Source organism: Desulfovibrio porci (assembly GCF_009696265.1).
In the GTDB taxonomy this organism is placed as follows: domain Bacteria; phylum Desulfobacterota; class Desulfovibrionia; order Desulfovibrionales; family Desulfovibrionaceae; genus Desulfovibrio; species Desulfovibrio porci.
This window is the reverse complement of record NZ_VUMH01000006.1, coordinates 174,315-192,715: the sequence shown is the minus strand read 5'-3', so window position 1 is coordinate 192,715 and position 18,401 is coordinate 174,315. Positions and strand designations below refer to the sequence as shown.

Annotated in this window: 14 protein-coding genes and 3 pseudogenes; 9 read left to right on the top strand and 8 right to left on the bottom strand. The window is 58.1% G+C overall.

The window, feature by feature from the left end:
- A pseudogene (locus tag FYJ44_RS07865) lies at positions 1-177 on the top strand (IS5/IS1182 family transposase); the annotation flags it as partial.
- Positions 178-186: 9 nt separating this feature from the next.
- Here the strand turns inward: FYJ44_RS07865 and fliE are convergent.
- The 8 genes from fliE to FYJ44_RS07825 form a co-directional block, all read right to left on the bottom strand.
- Positions 187-633, bottom strand: coding sequence for a flagellar hook-basal body complex protein FliE (gene fliE / locus FYJ44_RS07860; RefSeq protein WP_154510913.1), 447 nt, complete (start codon positions 631-633; stop codon positions 187-189).
- A gap of 27 nt (positions 634-660) precedes the next feature.
- Positions 661-1,101, bottom strand: coding sequence for a flagellar basal body rod protein FlgC (gene flgC, locus FYJ44_RS07855; RefSeq protein WP_154510911.1), 441 nt, complete (start codon positions 1,099-1,101; stop codon positions 661-663).
- A gap of 13 nt (positions 1,102-1,114) precedes the next feature.
- Entirely contained in the window at positions 1,115-1,528 is a 414-nt protein-coding gene (flgB, locus tag FYJ44_RS07850) for a flagellar basal body rod protein FlgB (RefSeq protein ID WP_154510909.1), read from the bottom strand.
- A 298-nt stretch (positions 1,529-1,826) separates the two neighbouring features.
- A complete protein-coding gene (locus tag FYJ44_RS07845) occupies positions 1,827-2,366 on the bottom strand; it encodes a 3'-5' exonuclease (protein WP_288957101.1) in 540 nt (179 codons plus the stop codon).
- On the bottom strand, positions 2,363-2,782 hold the full coding sequence (locus FYJ44_RS07840) for a hypothetical protein (RefSeq protein WP_154510905.1): 420 nt from the start codon (positions 2,780-2,782) through the stop codon (positions 2,363-2,365). The genes FYJ44_RS07845 and FYJ44_RS07840 overlap by 4 nt, the downstream gene beginning before the upstream one ends.
- A gap of 30 nt (positions 2,783-2,812) precedes the next feature.
- Positions 2,813-3,304, bottom strand: a complete 492-nt coding sequence (locus FYJ44_RS07835) for a thermonuclease family protein (RefSeq protein ID WP_154510903.1) — start codon at positions 3,302-3,304, stop codon at positions 2,813-2,815.
- A 179-nt stretch (positions 3,305-3,483) separates the two neighbouring features.
- Positions 3,484-5,715 (bottom strand): ferrous iron transport protein B, encoded by a 2,232-nt coding sequence (feoB, locus tag FYJ44_RS07830; RefSeq protein ID WP_154510901.1) that lies wholly within the window; start codon positions 5,713-5,715, stop codon positions 3,484-3,486.
- 148 nt (positions 5,716-5,863) lie between these two features.
- Positions 5,864-6,139 (bottom strand): DUF2325 domain-containing protein, encoded by a 276-nt coding sequence (locus FYJ44_RS07825; RefSeq protein WP_154510899.1) that lies wholly within the window; start codon positions 6,137-6,139, stop codon positions 5,864-5,866.
- Between the two features lie 443 nt (positions 6,140-6,582).
- Here FYJ44_RS07825 and FYJ44_RS14680 point away from each other — a divergent pair, with 443 nt between their 5' ends.
- The 8 genes and pseudogenes from FYJ44_RS14680 to FYJ44_RS14670 all read left to right on the top strand — a co-directional run bounded on the left by FYJ44_RS14680 (position 6,583) and on the right by FYJ44_RS14670 (position 17,689).
- On the top strand, positions 6,583-7,275 hold the full coding sequence (locus FYJ44_RS14680) for a POTRA domain-containing protein (protein ID WP_229772593.1): 693 nt from the start codon (positions 6,583-6,585) through the stop codon (positions 7,273-7,275).
- A 12-nt stretch (positions 7,276-7,287) separates the two neighbouring features.
- Positions 7,288-8,331 (top strand): annotated as a pseudogene (locus FYJ44_RS14675) (ShlB/FhaC/HecB family hemolysin secretion/activation protein); the annotation flags it as partial.
- A gap of 93 nt (positions 8,332-8,424) precedes the next feature.
- On the top strand, positions 8,425-14,808 hold the full coding sequence (locus FYJ44_RS07815; RefSeq protein WP_154510897.1) for a hemagglutinin repeat-containing protein: 6,384 nt from the start codon (positions 8,425-8,427) through the stop codon (positions 14,806-14,808).
- A gap of 9 nt (positions 14,809-14,817) precedes the next feature.
- Positions 14,818-15,324, top strand: coding sequence for a hypothetical protein (locus FYJ44_RS07810; protein ID WP_154510895.1), 507 nt, complete (start codon positions 14,818-14,820; stop codon positions 15,322-15,324).
- Between the two features lie 231 nt (positions 15,325-15,555).
- Positions 15,556-15,900, top strand: a complete 345-nt coding sequence (locus FYJ44_RS07805; protein ID WP_154510893.1) for a chitosanase — start codon at positions 15,556-15,558, stop codon at positions 15,898-15,900.
- Positions 15,901-15,909: 9 nt separating this feature from the next.
- On the top strand, positions 15,910-16,392 hold the full coding sequence (locus FYJ44_RS07800; protein WP_154510891.1) for a hypothetical protein: 483 nt from the start codon (positions 15,910-15,912) through the stop codon (positions 16,390-16,392).
- Between the two features lie 56 nt (positions 16,393-16,448).
- Positions 16,449-17,105 (top strand): annotated as a pseudogene (locus FYJ44_RS07795) (hemagglutinin repeat-containing protein); the annotation flags it as partial.
- On the top strand, positions 17,102-17,689 hold the full coding sequence (locus tag FYJ44_RS14670) for a hypothetical protein (protein ID WP_229772592.1): 588 nt from the start codon (positions 17,102-17,104) through the stop codon (positions 17,687-17,689). The pseudogene FYJ44_RS07795 and the gene FYJ44_RS14670, both read left to right, overlap by 4 nt.
- Positions 17,690-18,401: the final 712 nt, after the last annotated feature.

Sequence of the window (18,401 nt, the reverse complement as noted above, 5' to 3'; positions counted from 1 at the left end):
AGAAAAGAGCAGCGAGAATATGACAAAGGACTCTATAAAATCCGGCACCTTGTCGAAAATGCCTTTCTTCACTTGAAGCGATGGCGGGGAATTGCGACCAGATATGCAAAGAATACATCATCATTTCGGGCCGCAATTCATATCAGGTGTATTTTTCTTTGGGCCTCAATCTCGTGACTACACTATCTAGAATTGCATCTTGGAAATCTCCTTGTACGCCTCCAGCACCTTGCCGCGCACGGCGCTGGTCAGTTTCATGGCCAGACTGGACTTCTGCATGGTGATCATCAGCTCATGCACGTTCTGCGTGCGGCCGGAGGCGAAATCGTCAATAGCCTGGGCTTTGGCGCTTTGCAGCTCATTGACCTTGTTCAGGGAGTTTTTGACTGTATTGGCGAAGCTGTTGTCAGGCGTGACCGGGGTATGCTGCTGGTCCGGATAGCGGATGAAGTCGGCCTGTGCGCCAAAGGTTTCTCCCTTGTCCACGCTGTCGCGCAGCAGACTCTGGTCCAGGGTGCGGGAAAACAGGGTCTGCTTCCCCACGGGCATGCCCTGCTTGAGGGAGCCGTCCACCTTGTTGAAATGCTGCAACGCGTCGCTGTAGGCCCGCAAGCCCAATGCCTGAACGCTCATAACTTACTCCTTGCTGCCCTCGACAGCCTATGACTTGCCGATTTCAAGGGCCTTGTTGTACATACCCTTGATGGCTTCCACTGTGGTGACGTTGGCTTCGTAGTTGCGCTGGGCGCTCATCAGGTTGGCCATTTCCTCCACCACATTGATGTCCGGATATGAAACATAGCCCTCGGCATTGGCGTCGGGATGGCCCGGCTCATAAACCTGCTTGAGCGGGCGTTTGTCCATGGTCACGGCCATGACGCGCACGCCCTTGAGCTCGCGGTCCAGGGCCGAACGCATGTGCACGGAAAAGGGATCGTCCACGTCCGTGGCCGCCTGTACCACGGTGCGCCGCCGGTAGGGACCGCCCTGGGGCGTGCGCGTTGTCTTGGCGTTGGCCAGGTTCATGGCGATGGTATTGATACGGGTGCGGTCCGCCGTGAGCCCGGAGGCCCCGATATCGAGCGCGGTCAGAAAATCCATGGCGATCTCCCGGCTAAGCCTGCTTGCCGTCCGCAATGATGGTGGATATGCCCTCGAACGTCTTGCTCATAACCTGAGTCAGGGCCGTGTACTGCAACTGGTTTTTGGCGTGCTTGGCCATTTCCTTGTCCAGGCTGACGCGGTCCTCGCCGTGAATCTGGCGCGGCTTGAACTGCTTGGACCATTCGGGACCGAAATTGTCCGGATTGAAGGCCGCGGGCATGTGCCCCTCGCTGGTGGCGCTCATGCGGCCCCGCATGTCGAGACCCAGAGCGCTTTGCAGCTCTTTTTCAAAAGCCAGCTCGCGCGGCTTGTAATTGGGGGTTTCCACGTTGGCCAGGTTGCTGGTGATCACGTTCTGCCGCTGGAGTTGCATGTCCATGACCCGGCTGACAAGACCGATCTGGCTGTTGAACAAACTTTTCATAAAGCCTCCCGCATTCCCGAGAGGAATGCCTGCCCCGGACAAGCAAAGACTGTTCCAGAGATTATTTCAATAATAAATCAAACATATTATGTGATAGAAATTGAGGCGGCGCCAAGGATTTGGCGTCACCCGGCTCCCTCGCAAAGGAGAGCAGGACGGGAATGGCGTCAGGGCGTCGACGGGGACATGGCGAACGGATCGGCCGGACGGCGAAACAACGACGAATCAAAATGGACCGGTGGAATTCGACCAACGGAAGGGAAAGAGTCTTCGGCGATTCCGGGCAAGCTCTCCCGCCTCAGAGGCGCATCTGGGCGTCCGTAACGCCCAAGGCGCGCAGGCGCAGGTAGACCTGGGCGCAGGCCTGCGCGTCGGACACGGCATTGTGGTGGTTCAGGGCGATGCCGAAATGCTCGCAGACCAGATTGAGCTTCTTGGAGGGCAGGGGCAGGCTGCGCCGCGCGCCCTTCAAGGTGCAGAGAAAAGGCGTGTCCGGCGCGGTCTGACCGGCGGCCCGGCAACAGGCCAGCAACACGCGACGGTCAAAAGAGGCATTGTGCGCCAGCAGGAAGCGCGCACCGCGCAGAAAGGCGGCCGCTTCCGGCCAGACTTCGGCGAAACCGGGCGCATCCTTGAGCATGGGCCAAGTCAGGCCGTGGATTTCCGTAAACATCACCCGCGCGGAGGGCGGCCGCAACAGACTGTAAAAACAGTCCGTAACGCGACCGCCCTCAATACGCGCAAGCCCCACGGCGCAGGCGCTGTGGGCCGCATAGCCGGACGTCTCAAAATCTATGGCCACGCAACAGGACGCGGCCGGGATGCCCGCGAGACTCACGCGGCGGCGTTTTTGGCGGCTTCGGCCAGCCGCGCGGCGATGTAGTCGCGCACGGCCGCGTCGTCCTCGTCCAGGTTGAAGCAGCAGGCGTCCTCGCCCATCAACCCTTCCGGCACATAGTCGCCCAGCTCGTCCGGGTCCGTAATCATGTCGGCGTAAAAACAGACGGACAGCCAGCGGCTTTCCGGCTCGTCGTCCACCACATCCACAAGAACGAAAAGTTCGCGCTTTTGCTGCGCCTCATGCCGGGCGCGCAGGGAATAGCTGACGCCCGGGCGGGCCTTGAAATCCAGGCTCACGCCGGGCAGATTCGCGAGAAAATCCCTGTAGGCCGTGAAGGCCCGCCGGGCGTTCAGGGGGTCGGTTTGCCAGTTGTCCAGAAACTCCCGCACTTCCTGCGGGCACGCAGCGCTCATATCCGCTCCTTTATTTTTTCCGCCCGCCGCTCACCGGCCCCACTGCCAGGGCGGCGTGCTCATATTCAGGCCCCACAGGCCGCGCCGGTCCACAACGGCCTGATGCTCCTGAATGTACCAGCGACGGCAGAACATGGCCTTGCACGTCGAACGGCTCACCCAGGCCAAGCCTTCAACCAGAAGCTGGTAGTTGACGGAGGTTCCGGCCACCTGAACCAGCGCGCTCACGGTGCCCTGATCGTCCTCGCCCACGCTGTCCACGCTCACCTTGGCGCCCTTCGGCATCAGCCGAAGCAGAAAATCCCGCGCCTCGCGGCCGAAAGGCTGGCTCTGGGAGGGAGCGTCAATGCCGTAAAAACGGAGGATGACAGTGGGCTCCTCCCTGCCCGGCCGTTCGCTGACCGAAATGGTGTTGCCGTCTTCCACCCGCACCACATAGGCGTCCCAGGCGCGCGCGCCGGGACAGAAACAGAGGGAAACGAGCATGATGAGCAGCAGACAGGCTCCGGTCCGAGTACCCATGCGCCCTCCTCGCCCGGACCAGCCGGAAACAATGCGTTATCCCGGCCACGCCGTCGGACCGGCGGCGGCCGGGCTGTGATAAAACAATGCCCGCGCCGCACAACCTTTGTCAAGGCATGCGGCGCGGGCCGTCAGCGCGGCCGCGTTCCAGAAGTCACGGGACGCGGCGCTTCATGTTCTTACCCCCAGACTGTCCGGCCGACCTGATAGGCGGCCACGGCCACGACATAGGCCAGCAGCGTATTGAACAGGATGCTGAAGGCCACCCAGCCCCAGCTTCCGGCCTCCTGCCGGATGACCACCAGGGCCACGAAGCAGGGCGAATAGAGCAGCACAAAGAGCATCAGCGACAGGGCCGTGGCCTTGGACCAGGAAGGATCGCTCTTGAGGCGCTCGGCCAGGGGCGCGGCGTCTTCGGGATCCTGATCGCCCAGAGCCCAGGCGGTGCCCATGGTGGCCACCACGGCCTCCTTGGCGGCAATGCCCGCCAGCAGGGCGATGTCCGTGCGCCAGTCAAAACCGGCGGGCTCGGTCACGGGCTGCACCAGACGGCCCAGCCGCCCGGCCGCGGAATAGGCCAGCTTTTCCTCGCCCAGAGTATTCCGGGCCTGGGCCAGATCTTCCTCAAGGGCGGCGCGTTCCTCCGCGCCTTCGGGCAGGGCGTCAACCCGGCCCTGGATCTGTTCAATTTTCTGTTCAAAAGGCGCGGCCATTTCCTCCGGCAGGGAGGGAAAGGTCATACCGGCCCAGATCACGATGGAAATGGCCACCAGCACGGTACCGGCCTTTTTCAGGTACATCCAGGCCCGTTCCCAGCAGTGCAGCAGCAGGCTGAAGAGTGTGGGCAGGCGGTACGGCGGCAGTTCCATGACAAAAGGCGTGGCCTCTCCCTTGACGATGGAGGAGCGCAGCAGCCGGGCCACCACCAGAGCCGCCACCCAGCCGACGATCATAACCATAAACATGACTGTGGCGGCGCTCTCCGGGAAGAACGCGCCGGCCAGCAGCAGAAAGACCGGCAGCTTGGCCCCGCAAGTCATGTACGGCAGGGTCAGCAGGGTCGCCAGTTTTTCCTTGGGGCTGCGCAGGGTGCGCGTGGCCATGACGCCGGGAATGGCGCAGCCGCCCGCAATGCCGCCGGAAATGATATAGGGCATCACCGAGGCCCCGTGCAGGCCGAAAAAGCGGAAGATGCGGTCCATCATATATGCCACGCGCGCCATATAACCGCTGTCTTCCATAAAGGCGATGAGCGCGAACATGATCAGGATCAGGGGCACGAAGCTGACCACGCCGCCCACACCGGCGATGATGCCGTCCACAACCAGGGATTGGGCCAGACCTTCGGGCATGACACTGGTGCAGAACTCGCCCAGCCAGGCGAAGCCGTCCTCCACCCAGCCCTGGGGATACGCGCCCAGGGCAAAAGTGACCTGGAAGACCATATAGAGCACGCCGATCATGATCAGCGGGCCCAGGAAGGTGTTGGTGAGCACCTTGTCCAGCTTGTCAGAAAGCGCCAGCCGGTCCTTGCCGGGGTCCTGCTGGATGATGCCGTCGCGGAGCAGGCTGCGGATATAGCCGTAGCGGCAGTCCGTGATGACGGATTCCATGCTGACGTTGAGCGTGCTGCGCACGTGGGACGTGGTCTTTTTGCAGAGTTCTTCCAGTTCGGCGGTCAGGGAGGCATTGGCCGCCGCCGCTTCCGAGCGGATTTCCTCGTCGCCTTCCACCAGCTTGAGGGCCACCCAGTGCGGATGATACTGCCGGGCCAGCAGGCCGCCTTCGCTTATTTTCTTCTCCAGCGTGACGATCAGGCCGTCCAGATCCGAGCCGTAGGAAAGCCGCAACGGCTCCCGCTTGTCTTCACGAGCCAGGCTGATCGCCGTTTCCAGCGCTTTTTTCAAGCCCTCGCCCGTGCGGGCCACCATGGGCAGTACCGGGATGCCGAGCAGTCGGCCCAGCCGTTCCATGTCAATGTGGATGCCCGCGGCGCGGGCTTCGTCCATCATATTGCAGGCCAGCACCACGGGCATGCCCATTTCCAGCATCTGCACGGTCAGCAGCAGGTTCCGTTCCAGAGTGGAGGAATCCACCACGTCAATGACGGCCTGCACATTGTTGCCCGCGAGTTCACGACGGGCCACCAGTTCTTCCTGGGAATAGGCGGTCAGGCTGTAGGTGCCGGGCAGGTCCACCAGGGTCACGGACTCGCCGTTGAAAACAAAACGCCCCTCTTTTCTGTCCACCGTGACGCCGGGATAGTTGCCCACATGCTGGCGAGCCCCGGTATAGCCGTTGAAGACCGTGGTTTTGCCGCAGTTGGGATTGCCCGCCAGCGCAATGCGCACCGCTCCGGGCGCTCCGCCCTGCATTTCCTCCACCGCTTTGAACTGTCTCACCGCACTCATGCCCAAACCTCCCCTCCGGCGTGTCCGGCGTCAGATCCTTTCCGCCGCCCGCAATCCACCTTCCTGATCGCTCTCATTGCCGGGACTCCATAAAAATGAAATTCATTTCCGAAATGAACTAGCCACTTGTTCACGAAATGTCAAGCGATCATGACGAACGCAGGCACTCCCGCAAGGACGACACCCCGCAGGAATGAACCATGTGAATGGGGATATTGCGCGAGCGCGCCAGTTGCATGGCTTTGCGCTTGGCCTCGTGGGAAATCTTGTTGGTGAATACGATCACCGCGTCCGGGTTGCCGATTTTTTCCACAAAATTACGCTCATTGCGACTGATGCACTTGAGGCTGTGCCCGCCTTCTTTGGCCGCCGCCATATACTCGGGCTTCAGCCTGTCCATGCCGCCGATCAAGGTAACGCACATAGCTTTTCTCCTGGCTATGGCCTTCCCGCTGACCCCCGTGGCGAAAAGAACCGTTCATTGCAAATTTGTCTTTCCCCTTTTTAATTGAAAATGAATTTCAAAGTCAAGAAGTTTTTCACAATGCACTCCCTCCGGATATGTCTATCAGCCGGAGCCGCACCCGGAAGCCCTTTCTTGCCTGCGACATTAAGGCTCACTTCTACCGTCTGTTTTTCTTGATGTTTCCAGAGCGCCGCAAATATGCCGACATGGGTTGCCACAGGGGTATCAGCCGAATATGATTGCAACTATGTAATGAGCGGCTCCCGTCCGGGGGATTTTTCGCTAGTCCGGCAACAAAAAATTGCCAATGAATCCATAAATTTATATTTATAATCAGCAAGTTACAATTAAAATAAATTTACTTATATTTACTTTTAAGTCTTACATTTTTATGCTTACATATGTGCAAGATTCTGCTTGTCATGCTGTTTCCGGCGGTCTTGGCAGCGCAATTGTTTCCGGCAGCCGTCAAGGCCGCCGGACCAACCACGCCGTTCGATCAGCCCGCTCGCGCGGCCCAACCGTATGAGCAGCGCCTGCGCGAGCAGGAGGCCCGGCAACGCCGGCAGTTGCTGACGCCGCCGCCCGCTGTGGAGGTCGCGCCCAGGGGAACCGAGGCGTTGCGTCCCGGCGGTCCCTGCGTGACCGTGCGCTCCATCCGGGTGGAAGGCGCGCGCCTGCTTTCCGAAACGGCGATGCGCAAACTGGTCTCCCCCTATGAGGGCCAATGCCTCAACCTGGACGGCATCAATGCCGTGCTGCAAAAGCTGACCAACGCCTATGTGGAACGCGGCTACGTCACTTCGCGGGCCGTACTGGGGCCGCAGGATCTCAGTCAGGGCGTACTGGTCATCAAAATCATTGAGGGGCGGGTGGAGAGCATCGGGCCGGATGCCGCTTCCACCATGCAGCCCAGACAGTTTCTGACCATCTTCCCCGGCGTGAAGGGTTCGGTGCTACAACTGCGCGACATCGAGCAAGGACTGGACCAGCTCAACCGCCTGCCCTCCAATAATGCTTCCATGCGCATTGAGCCCGGCGCGGAGGCGGGTTCCAGCCGGGTGCTGATCAACAACGTGCAGCAGCGCACCTAGCGGCTTTCGGCCGGGGTGGACAATCTCGGGCAGGAGACCACAGGCCTCACCCAGTATACCCTGGGGTTTGAGAAGGACAATTTTCTGGGCTGCAACGATCAGATCGCCCTGTACTGGACAAGCTCCATGCCGCGCATAGCCGGACAATTCGGCAATCCGTGGGAGGGTTACAGCGACAGCTTTTCCGGACTGTTTTCCATCCCTTTCGGCTACTGGCTGCTGAGCGGCAGCGTCAGCCGATTCAATTACAGCACCCAAATTTACGGCCTGAATCAGGCTTATACCAGCAGCGGCACAACCACGGCGGCCCGTCTGGCCCTGGACCGGGTAATCTGGCGCGACGCGGCGGGCAAGCTCTCGCTGGGCGGCTTCATCCAGTACCGGGATGTGGTCAACCGGTTTGAGGACGTGCGCCTGATCGCCAGCAGCTACCGCATGACCACCAGCGGTCTGGCCGCAAGCTATGTGCGCCGCATGCTGGGCGGCGTGCTGACCTTGCAGGCCGAGCAGATCTGGGGTTTGCCCGACATGTCCTGGAGCGTGCCCGGCCCCATCACCTCCACCACGCCGCACACCCGCTTCAGCAAAACCACGGGCACGCTGGGCTGGTACCGGCCTTTCAATGTGGGCGAACAGCAGTGGGCCTGGTCGCTCTCGGCCTACGGCCAGACTAGTGAGCAGACCATGTATGGCTCGGAGCGGCTCTACCTGGGTTCCTCCTATACGGTGCGAGGCTTCAAGGAAACGCCCGTGGGCGGGGATTGCGGCGGCTACGTGCGCAACGAACTGGCCTGGACCGTGCCGGAGAAATGGCTGGGCCCGGTCAAAAAAGCGCCCTTCGGCCAGGTGCGGCTTTTCGCGGCCTATGATTACGGCGGCATCGTCAGGGACGGCAAAGACCCCTACGAGTGGGGCGAGCTGAGCGGCATGGCTCTGGGCCTGCGCACCAGCGGTGATTTTTCAATGCAGGTGGCCTGGTCCCATCCGCTGGGCGCGCCGGATTACGTGAAGGAGAAGGACGACGTCTGGTATCTGACGTTGCGCTATACATTTTAACGCATACCGTTTTGCCGTGCCGCCTCCATTTCCGGCACGCGGAACATACGCTCCGGGCAAGGAGCGTGGGGTGCGGGTTTGCGGGAGGAAGTCATGGAGAGGATGAGGGAAGCGCGCAATGGTTTGTTGTGCGCCGTGCTCACGGCGCAGTTGATTCTTTCGCCGGTGCTGGGCGCGGCCGTTCAGGCGGCTGGCGTGACGCCCGACCCCAACGCCGCGGCCGACAAGCGCCCGTCCATGGAAGCCGCCCCCAACGGCGTGCCGGTGGTCAACATTACGGCCGCCAACGGTTCCGGCCTGTCGCATAACCAGTACCACGATTTCAACGTCCACCAGCAGGGCTTGATCCTGAACAACAGCAGCAGTGCAGCCAATTCGCAGCTGGGCGGCATTCTGGCGGGCAACCCCAATTTCAACGGCAACCATGGGGCCGAGGCGCGCGCCGTTCTCAACGAAGTGACCAGCGCCAACCGCTCGCGCATCGAAGGCTATATTGAAGTCAACGGCCGCGCGGCGGACGTGATTCTGGCCAACCCCAATGGCGTGACGGTCAACGGCGGCGGCTTCATCAACGTGCCGCGCGCCACCATCACCACGGGCAAACCGAAGGTGGACGGCAACGGCGCGCTGTGCGGCTACGAGGTGCGCCAGGGCGACATCCGCATTGAAGGCGCGGGCGTCAACGCCGACAATACGGACGCCTTCACCCTGCTGGCGCGCACGGCCGGCGTGGAGGCCCAGGTGCGGGCCAACAGTCTGGCCGTGGTGACGGGCAAAAATCACGTGGCCGCCGACGGTACGGTGACCCCGTTGGCGGACGCGGTCCCGGCCGATCCCTCCACACCCGCTGTCCCGCCCGCTTCCGACGACAAGCCCGAAGTGGGCATTGATTCCTCGGCCCTGGGCGGCATGTATGCCAACCGCATCACCCTCATCGCCACGGAAAAGGGCGTAGGCGTGAACCTGGAAGGCGCAGTGCAGAGCGCGGATCAGATGGTCATCACCGCCGACGGCAAACTGCGTCTGCGTGAGGCCGCCTCGGGCGGCGACGCCATACTGGTGAGCAAGGGGGATATTGAGCTGACCGGAGCCGCCGTCACGGCGGCCCGCGACCTGACGGTGGCGGCGGAAAATGTGCGCCTGGAAAAAGGCGTCTTCGAACCGCAGTACGAGGCGCGCAAGGCTAAAAAACAGGCTGAAAATGTGGCCGCCGGTGCGGCTTCCGCACCGGCGCCGGAAAAGGCCTCCGGGCTTTATGCCGGTGGTAATCTGTCGGTGCGGGCCGCTACCCTGCTTCTAGATGTGGACGCGCGGATGGCGTCCGGCATGGACAGTTCCGGCGGCCTGACGAAAGACGGCAAGACAAGTATTGCCGTCAATACGTTGAAGGCGGAACAGGCACAACTGCTGTCCGGCGGGTCCATCAGCATCGCGGCCAAAACGGCTGGGGCCAAGTCCTCCACCATTGCCGCCAAGGGCGACGTACTCTTGTCCGGCGGCGAATTCAATCTCGAGAACAGCGTGGCGCAAGGCGAACGCGTGGGACTGGATGTGGAGCACGTCGGCATGACGCAAAAATCCAAGGCCGAGGCCTTCACTGATCTGGCCGTGCGGGCTACCCTGGCGGAACTTAACGACGCGAGCCTGAGCGCCGGTTCCGATCTGATTCTGGATGTGGGCACGGCCCTGTTTGACGCGCGGAGCAGCCTTTCTTCCGGCAATGATCTTTTTCTGCGCGGCACTGATGTGACCGTGGACGGCGCATTTCTGGCGGCCGGTCAGGATTTGGAATATCAGGGTGACAAGCTGAGCAATATCAACGGTGTTCTGTACGCCGCGCGGGATCAGCGCTTGTTCGCTTCCGGCCTGCTGCTCAACGACGGCGGCGAGATATACGCCGGGCGCGACATCCTGATTGCGGACGCTGACGGCAAGGGCGAGAATGTGGTGCGCAACCTTTCGGGCGTCATCTCCGCCGGTAACGAAATCGCCATCAACGCGAAAACCGTGGAAAACAAAAAACGCGAATTTCAGGTGGCTGAACGGGGCAAGCACATCTCGTACAATGAGTGGTATGAATGCAATAAACCGTTGCTGGGGCATGGCTGCGACAGGCGGCAACTCTGGTATTACGTCAATGTGTATGAAGATTATATCCTGAAGGATTCTCCGTCAGCCCAACTGCTTGCGGGCGGAGACATTCTTATCGGCGCTGGAACGCTTGAAAACCATTACAGCACCATTGCCGCCGGAAACAACCTTGTGGTCAAGGCGGACAACGTCGAAAACAAGGATGCCGTGCTGCAACGGACGCGCACGGTCAAGGAAACCATGAAGGGCTGGGACTCGGACGACGATTTCACCGGCGAGTATTTCCGCTCCTATAATGAAACCTACGAGGAGATCGGCCGCTCCCCCTCCGTGCTTTCCGCCAATTCCGGCCTGTACCTGGACGTGACGGACACGTTCAACAATTACAGCGACCGTCAGGGCATTTCCCTGCCCACCGACCACACTGTCGGCGCGGGCTATCCTTTCGCGGGCAGTCCCATGTTCCACCCGTCAGCCGCGCCGGGCCACCATTATTTGATTGAAACCAATCCCATGTTCACGAATATGGGCCTCTTTTACGGTTCCGACTATTTTCTCAGCCGCATCGGTCTGGACCAGAACCGCCAGCAGGTGGTTCTGCTGGGCGACGCCTTTTACGAGACGCGCCTGGTACAGCAGGAGATTCTGAGCGCCACGGGCAGGCGTTTTCTGGATGGCTACAGTTCGGACGCGGACCAGATGCGCGGCCTGATGGATGCGGCCGTCGCCCAGGCTCAAGGCCTTGAACTCACGGCGGGCGTGGCCCTCACGCCCGATCAGGTGGCGGCGCTGACCCAGGATATCATCTGGCTGGTGGAAGAAGAGCACATGGGCGAAAAGGTGCTTGTGCCGCATCTCTACCTGGCCTCGGCCACACAGGCGGACATTATGCCGGGCGGCGGCGTGCAGGCCAAAAACGTCTATGTCAATGCGGGCAAGGACATTGTGAACGAGGGTCTTATCAGCGGCGAAAGCGTGAACCTGGCCTCGGTCAACATTGAGAACACCGGCGGCCTGTTGCGCGGGGGCACGCTGAACCTGACAGCTTTGAACGATATCACCAACAACAGCGGCCACCTCAAGGGCGGCGACATCACCCTGGCGGCCGGGGGCGACATTGTTTCGCAAACCCTCACCCTTGCGGACCAGGGCAACTCCGCCCACAGGCACGTGCAGGCCCAGGCGGGCATTGAAGCCACAGGCAGCGTAACCGCCGTGGCGGGCAACGATCTTGCCATCCGGGGCTCCAGCCTCAACGCCGGGGGCGACGTGGCCCTGGCCGCCGGGCGGGATTTGACCGTAGGCACCGTCACCGAGGAATTTCACCTTGACGGCGGCTCCAAAAGCTGGGAGCACCGCGTCACCCATACCGGCTCCACCGTGGCCGCCGGGGGCAACCTGAACATGACCGCCGGGCGGGACATGACCGTGGCCGGTTCCCAGGTGGGCGCGGGCGGCGACGCCCAACTCGCGGCGGGCGGCAATCTGTCCGTGGTGGCCGTGCAGGATACCTTCAGTTCCTTCGTCAAGGCCAGCTCCGGCAAGGGAGGGCTGTTCTCCTCCAGTTCCAAGTCCACCTATACCCAGGACTACCGCAGCAGCAAATCCTCCACCGTGGCCTCCGGCGGCAATCTCAGCCTGCTGGCCGGGGTTTCCGGCCTGACCGGCGCGCCCGCCCAAACCGGCCATGCCTCGGTGGTGGGTTCCAACCTGCTCAGCGGCAAAGACCTCACCGTGGCCGCCAGCGGCAACGTCAACGTGGCCTCAAGCCAGAACAGCTCCTATTTCAGCCATACCAAGTCCACCGTGGGCGCGCTGGGCCTCAGTTCCTCATCCAAGAAAGAAGGCAATTCCTCAGTGACCCAGGTGGCCTCCAACCTCATGGGCCAAAACGTCACCCTGGACGCGGGCAAGAGCGTCAGCGTCACGGCCTCCAATCTGGCCGCTGTGGACAGTATCAACCTCACGGCCCGCGACGGCGACGTGGCCGTTGTGGACGGCGCCAACCAGTCCGCCTCCTGGTATTACAAAAAGCAGACCGGCTTCGGTCTGGGCGGCGGCGGTTCCTTCACCAGCTTCTACGGCACCGAGGGCAAGAAGGAGCAAAGCGCAAGCAGCACCAGCCAGGCCTCCAGTCTGGCCGCCGGACAAGACATCAATCTCACGGCCGCCCGCGACGCGGCCATTGTCGGCTCCAGCCTCAGCGCGGGCAATAATGTCACCATCAATGCCGGGCGGGACGCCAACATTCTCGGCGGCGCCAGCACCTCGTCCCACAGCAAGGAAAAGTTCTCCTCCGGCTTCGGTGTGGAAGGCATTCTGGGCCTGGACAAAACCAGCTTTTTCATGGGCTATCAGGAGACGGCCAAGGGCAACGCCAACGCCAATACCCGGAACGCGGCCAGCCAGATCACGGCCAATAAAGACATCACGGTCAACGCCGGGCAGAACGTCAACTTGTCCGGCTCCCGGCTGGCGGCTGCCCAGGACTTGAATATGGCCGCCGGCAAGGATATCAATCTCTTGCAGGCCACGGACACGGCCAGCGCCAGCCAGTATGAAAAGACCCTGCGTGCGGGTTTGAGTCTGACCTTGGAGCAGAATCTGACCAGCAACGCCCAGAAAGTGTATACATCCGTAAAGGACGTGAACACGGTCAGCGGCCCCATGGACGGAGTCGACAAGGCCAACGCTGTCATCAAAAGCGGCGAAAGTCTGGCAAGCAGCCAGGCTTCGGCCAGTCTGACTTTAGGCGTGAATTCATCCTGGAAGAGCGGCGAGAGCCACTCCTCCACCGCCGTGCCCGACGAACTGTCGGCGGGCAGGGATATGACCCTGGCCGCCGGGCAGGATTTGACCATGCAGGGCACCCAGGCCCAGGCCGGACGGGATATGACATTGGCCGCCGGGCGGGACCTGGATATTCATGCCGCCGAATCCTCCGCCGGAAGCAGCAGCGACGGCGGCAGCTTCGGCGCGGGGGTGGGCGTCAAGGCCACTGCGGGGACCAAGGGCTATTCGCTGGGAATGAACGGCAATGTGAATCTGGCCGGAAACGAAGCGGACGGCAACAGCCACAGATACATCAACGCCAAGGTGTTGGCCGGAGAAAAGCTGACTACCGTTTCCGGCCAGGACACCACCGTAGCCGGGGCCAATCTCACAGCCAAGGATGTGGACATGACCGTGGGCCGCAACCTCACCGTCGCCAGCAAGCAGGACACCAGTTCGTCCAGTTCCAGCTCGTACAATGCGGGCGGCGGCTTTACCACCGGCTATGGCGCTGCCTGGGATATCGGTTCCGAAAACCTGATTTCGCAGGCGGGTTCTCTGGCCTCCGCGGGAGCGGCCCTTGCCGGTGACGGCGGGCCGTTGGATCAGGCCGCCGGATTGATCGGCGCGGGGTCCCTGGCCGCCGGAGATGCCCATCTTCCCCCCAAAAAGAACTACAATGAAAATTATCACGCCAATCTCAGCGGCACGGTGAGCGAGGGCCACAGCAACATGGTGGGTGAACAGACCTCCATTCTGGGTTCGGACAGCGTAAATATCTATACCGAAGGCAATACCCATGTGGCCGGGGCCATCATCGCGGCCCTCAACGACAATCTCAAGCTGGATACCGGCACTCTGAGCTATGAAAATCTTGTGGGTAAGACCACTCAGACCAGCACGAGTGCGGGTATCAACTGGAACTACAGTCCGGAACAGAAGTCAGGAGACACAGGGAAGGATGTAACGCAACCAGAAGACGTAAATATAGGAGAAATGGAAACCAGCAACCAATCAACTCAAAGCCAGAGAGAGGCGACAACCCAAAAGGCAAAGGAAGAGCAAAAGAAGAAAAATCGGCAGGAAAAATATAGAAATTTGCCGGAGTGGATGGGTGCGCTCTTTGGAGTAATGGATGACACTCAAGACTGGTGGAACACTACAAAAAAAGACACGCTTTATGGTGTCACGCCTGGTAAATTTGCCCATATCGAGCAGGAAACGACCCAAACAGCCTATGCCACCATTGGCAAGGGGGAAATAATTGTACGCAATAATCCTGGCCAGTCTCTGGATGGCCTGAACCGTGACCCGTCTCAGGCCATGAAGACCGAGCAGACCGCTGATGTGAATATCGACTGGAAACCGGCCTTTAGCTACGCGGATGACTTACTTAGTGGCTGGGGATGGCCAAACAACATTACAGGCACGTTTAACTTCTTTGCCGATCCCAAGGCCTTTTTGAACGACTTGCAGGACACTCTTGCCAAAAGTATTCCCTTGTTGAAGCGGCCTGAGCAGAAAAAGGAGAACCCGACGGCGCCTGCGGCGCAAACACCGGCTTCCACTCCAACGCCTTCTACTTCTGGCCCGCAGGCCGCAGCGCAACACTAGGAGGAAGCCATGCGTAACCTTCTTTTGCTGGCGTTTATCGGTTGTCTGCTGACCGGTTGCCTGAGGGATATTGTGTTTGGGGGGGGCGAAAAGTCTGCGGCTCCCTCCAAGCCGCCCTCAAAAACTGTAATAGATCCCTATACCCATGAAGAAGTGAAGATGTGGATGCCTAAAAATGGAATGATTCGCAATGCTGTATGGGCATGGGAAGCCAGAGGAGAAGAAAGACTCTGTTCAGATGGAGATTATAAAGGGAAGCAAGATACGAGCCTTCTACCAAGTAAACGTGGAGTTTATAAAAAACTTTCTAGTGGGGGATGGGTGTGGGCATATTATTATTATGGTGAAGAAATTCCCGGCTTTGATACGACAGATTGGTATATAACGGTTTTCAATATATATGTAAAACCTGACGGTACAATCTATGGGTGTGCTTGGAGAAAATATCCATTTAGTTATCGTTTAAAATACGGCACCAATGACGGTATTAATCCTCACGTTCATCCTCCACGCTGAGAGAAACGTATTATGAAAAAGAGCAAGCCATCCGCCGAATGGCTTGCTCTTTTTCATAAAGCATGATCAATTTTTAGATACATAGTATATGTTTTTAAAGTAAAATTGATAATTTATAAATTAATTTATATTATAAAATATACGTATTTAATTTTGCTGATAAATATTTAATTACCTATTTATTAAAAAATTCAAACTGCCAATGTTTCTATTAGTAGGGGAGAAGTCATCATGCACGACAATCCCGGCCAATCTTTAGACGACTTGAACCGCGATCCGTCCCAGGCCATGAAGACTGAGCAAACCGTAGATGTGAACATCGACTGGAAACCGGCCTTCAGCTATGTCAATGACGTGCTCAGTGGCTGGGGATGGCCTGCCAATATTACAGGCACGTTTAACTTCTTTGCCGATCCCAAGGCCTTTTTGAACGAACTGCAAGACAGTCTCGCCAAAAGTATTCCCTTGCTGAGACGACCGACGCCCAAGGAGAACCCGACAACGCCCACAGTGCAAACGCCGACTTCCGCGCCAGCACCATCCGTTCCCGGCCCGCAGGCCGCAACACAACACTAGGAGGAAACCATGCGCACCCTCCTTTTACTGGCGCTTATGGAGTGCCTGCTCTCCGGTTTCCTGAGGGATATTGTGTTTGGGAGCGGCGGTGGAGCGACCGCTTCCGAGCCGCAACATGAACCGTTACGCGACGCAGAGACCGGCGAAGTCATCAAAATGTGGGTACCGAAAAATATGTTGAGGACATCATCATGGGAATTCCAGGCCAGAGGAGAAGAGGCTCGTTGCTCCAGCGGATATTATAAAGGGAAAAATGTAGCTGATCTCTTCCCAAGTCAGCGGACAATTTATAAAGAATTACCTAACTATGGGAATAGTATATGGGCTTATTATTACGGCGAAGATATTCCTGGCTTTGGTACTACGGATTGGTACATAACTGTGTTTAACATTTACGCTGACAAAAATGGCCGTATCTATGGTTGCTTGTGGCAAAAATTTCCAAGCGAATATCGATTAGAGTACGGCACCTCAGATGGAATCCGTCCATGATAGCAAGGCCTCCATTTGTGGAGGCCTTGCTCATTTGAAAGAATAAAAGCGGCTACACTTTGGGCGTTAATGGTTCTTTTGCCCTGAACGGGGAGCAAGGGGACAGCAGCGGACTCAAGCATGACAATGCCAAATTGGCGGCAGGGGAAAAGCTGACTACGGTTTCCGGTCAGGACACTACCGTGGCCGGGGGCAATCTCACGGCCAAGGATGTGGACATGACCGTGGGCCGCAATCTCACTGTGGCCAGTGTGCAGGATTCCAGTTCGTCACATAGCGACAGCTACAACGCCGGGGCCAGCGCCACAGTGGGCTATGGGGCCGCCGTCAGCGTAAGCCAGAACGCCAATCTGGGTTTCGCTTACCAAAAGGGCAACGGCAAGGCTGTGGGCGAACAAACCTCCATTCTGGGCAGCGACAGCGTGGACATCTACACGGAGAACAATACCCATGTGGCCGGGGCCATCATCGCCGCACTCAACGACAATCTCAAGCTGGACACCGGTACGCTGAGCTATGAAAACGTGGTCGGCAAGACCACGGAAACCGGCATGAGCGCGGGCATCAAGTGGGGGCAGACATTTAAGCCGGGGGGGGGAATAATACGCCAGAGTCTGGTAGTGAAGGTGGTACCAAACAGCCTGCACAAAATAATCAAGAACAAGTTAATTCGAGTAAATCCGAATTATATGCCGATGCGAAACCTTGGATGAAAAACTTGGTGAACACACAAAAGGATTTGCAGGATTGGTGGAATGGATTCAAGAAAGATGACCTTCACAATGTTTCTCCGGACAAGTTTTCTTACAGTTACAAGGAAACGACTCAGACCGCCTATGCCACCATTGGCAAGGGCGAGATCATCGTGCGCGACAATCCCGGACAGTCTCTGGATGGTCTAAACCGCGATCCTTCTCAGGCCATGAAGACTGAACAGACAACTAATGTAAATATTAACCTGGATCCGGCCTTTACCTATGTGGACACCATACTGAACCCGAATACTACAACCAATGTGTTGAATACGTTGAATGAACTCTCCACAGACCCAGGCGGCTTTTTCAAGAAAATCTTTTCGGGTCTGTTCGGCGGCGATAAGGACAAAGGCAAAGATAAAAAAGAAGACGGAGCTTCCCAATCGGCTGGAGAGAAGAAACCCACAGCAGTTGAACAAGCCTTACAGGGACTTGGCAGTGATCCCATGACTTTTCTTCATGAAGCCTTGGCCAATATGTTTGCCAACCCTCCGACCAAAAAAGATACACCTGTAACGCCGCCATCCGATGCTGGAAGGTAGGAGACAGTATGTACAAAAGTATTGCCTTACTCTGTGTTTTTATGCTGCTCTGTGCCTGCGGTCCATTACCAGGGCGAAATGAAAGCGGCCTTTTTGGCCGTTTCCCGGAAAACTATGTAAATTCTAAAACAGGTTTTACTCTCTGGATGCCGAGGAATATGAATGTCAGACAGGGCATGTATGCATATGTAGTCCAGAGATACATAAATTATTGCAATAAAGGTAATTATATATGAGGCAAATATGAACCTATAGGAGATGTATATAAAGAATTGCCTGATGGAACAAGAATATATTCTTATTATTATACTGACGAGGTAGAAGTCGGAGTTGATGCTCCTGCATTCAATTTAGAACCAACAACAATGAAAATTGATTATGATGTAGTTTTTAATCTGTATGTTGATAAAGCTGGGAAAGTGACAGAATGCAAGTATAAAAAAATACAAGGTGGGACATCAACTTATTAGAGCGCTTTAATTTTGAAACGCTCTAATAAGGCTGCACAGCAGCCTCGCGCCACGAAAAGCCGTAAACGCAATTTATTTGCGCCGTTAAGCGGCGGAGTGAGCGTACCTTTAAACTTTGAAATGTACAACATTTCAAAGTTAATCTGCTCTAGTTTGAATATTTTTTGAACTGCATTGTAGAAATGCCGTGACAGAACAAGACCTTCGTCACTCCATGGCTTTGCTTTCCAGCGGCACCAGCC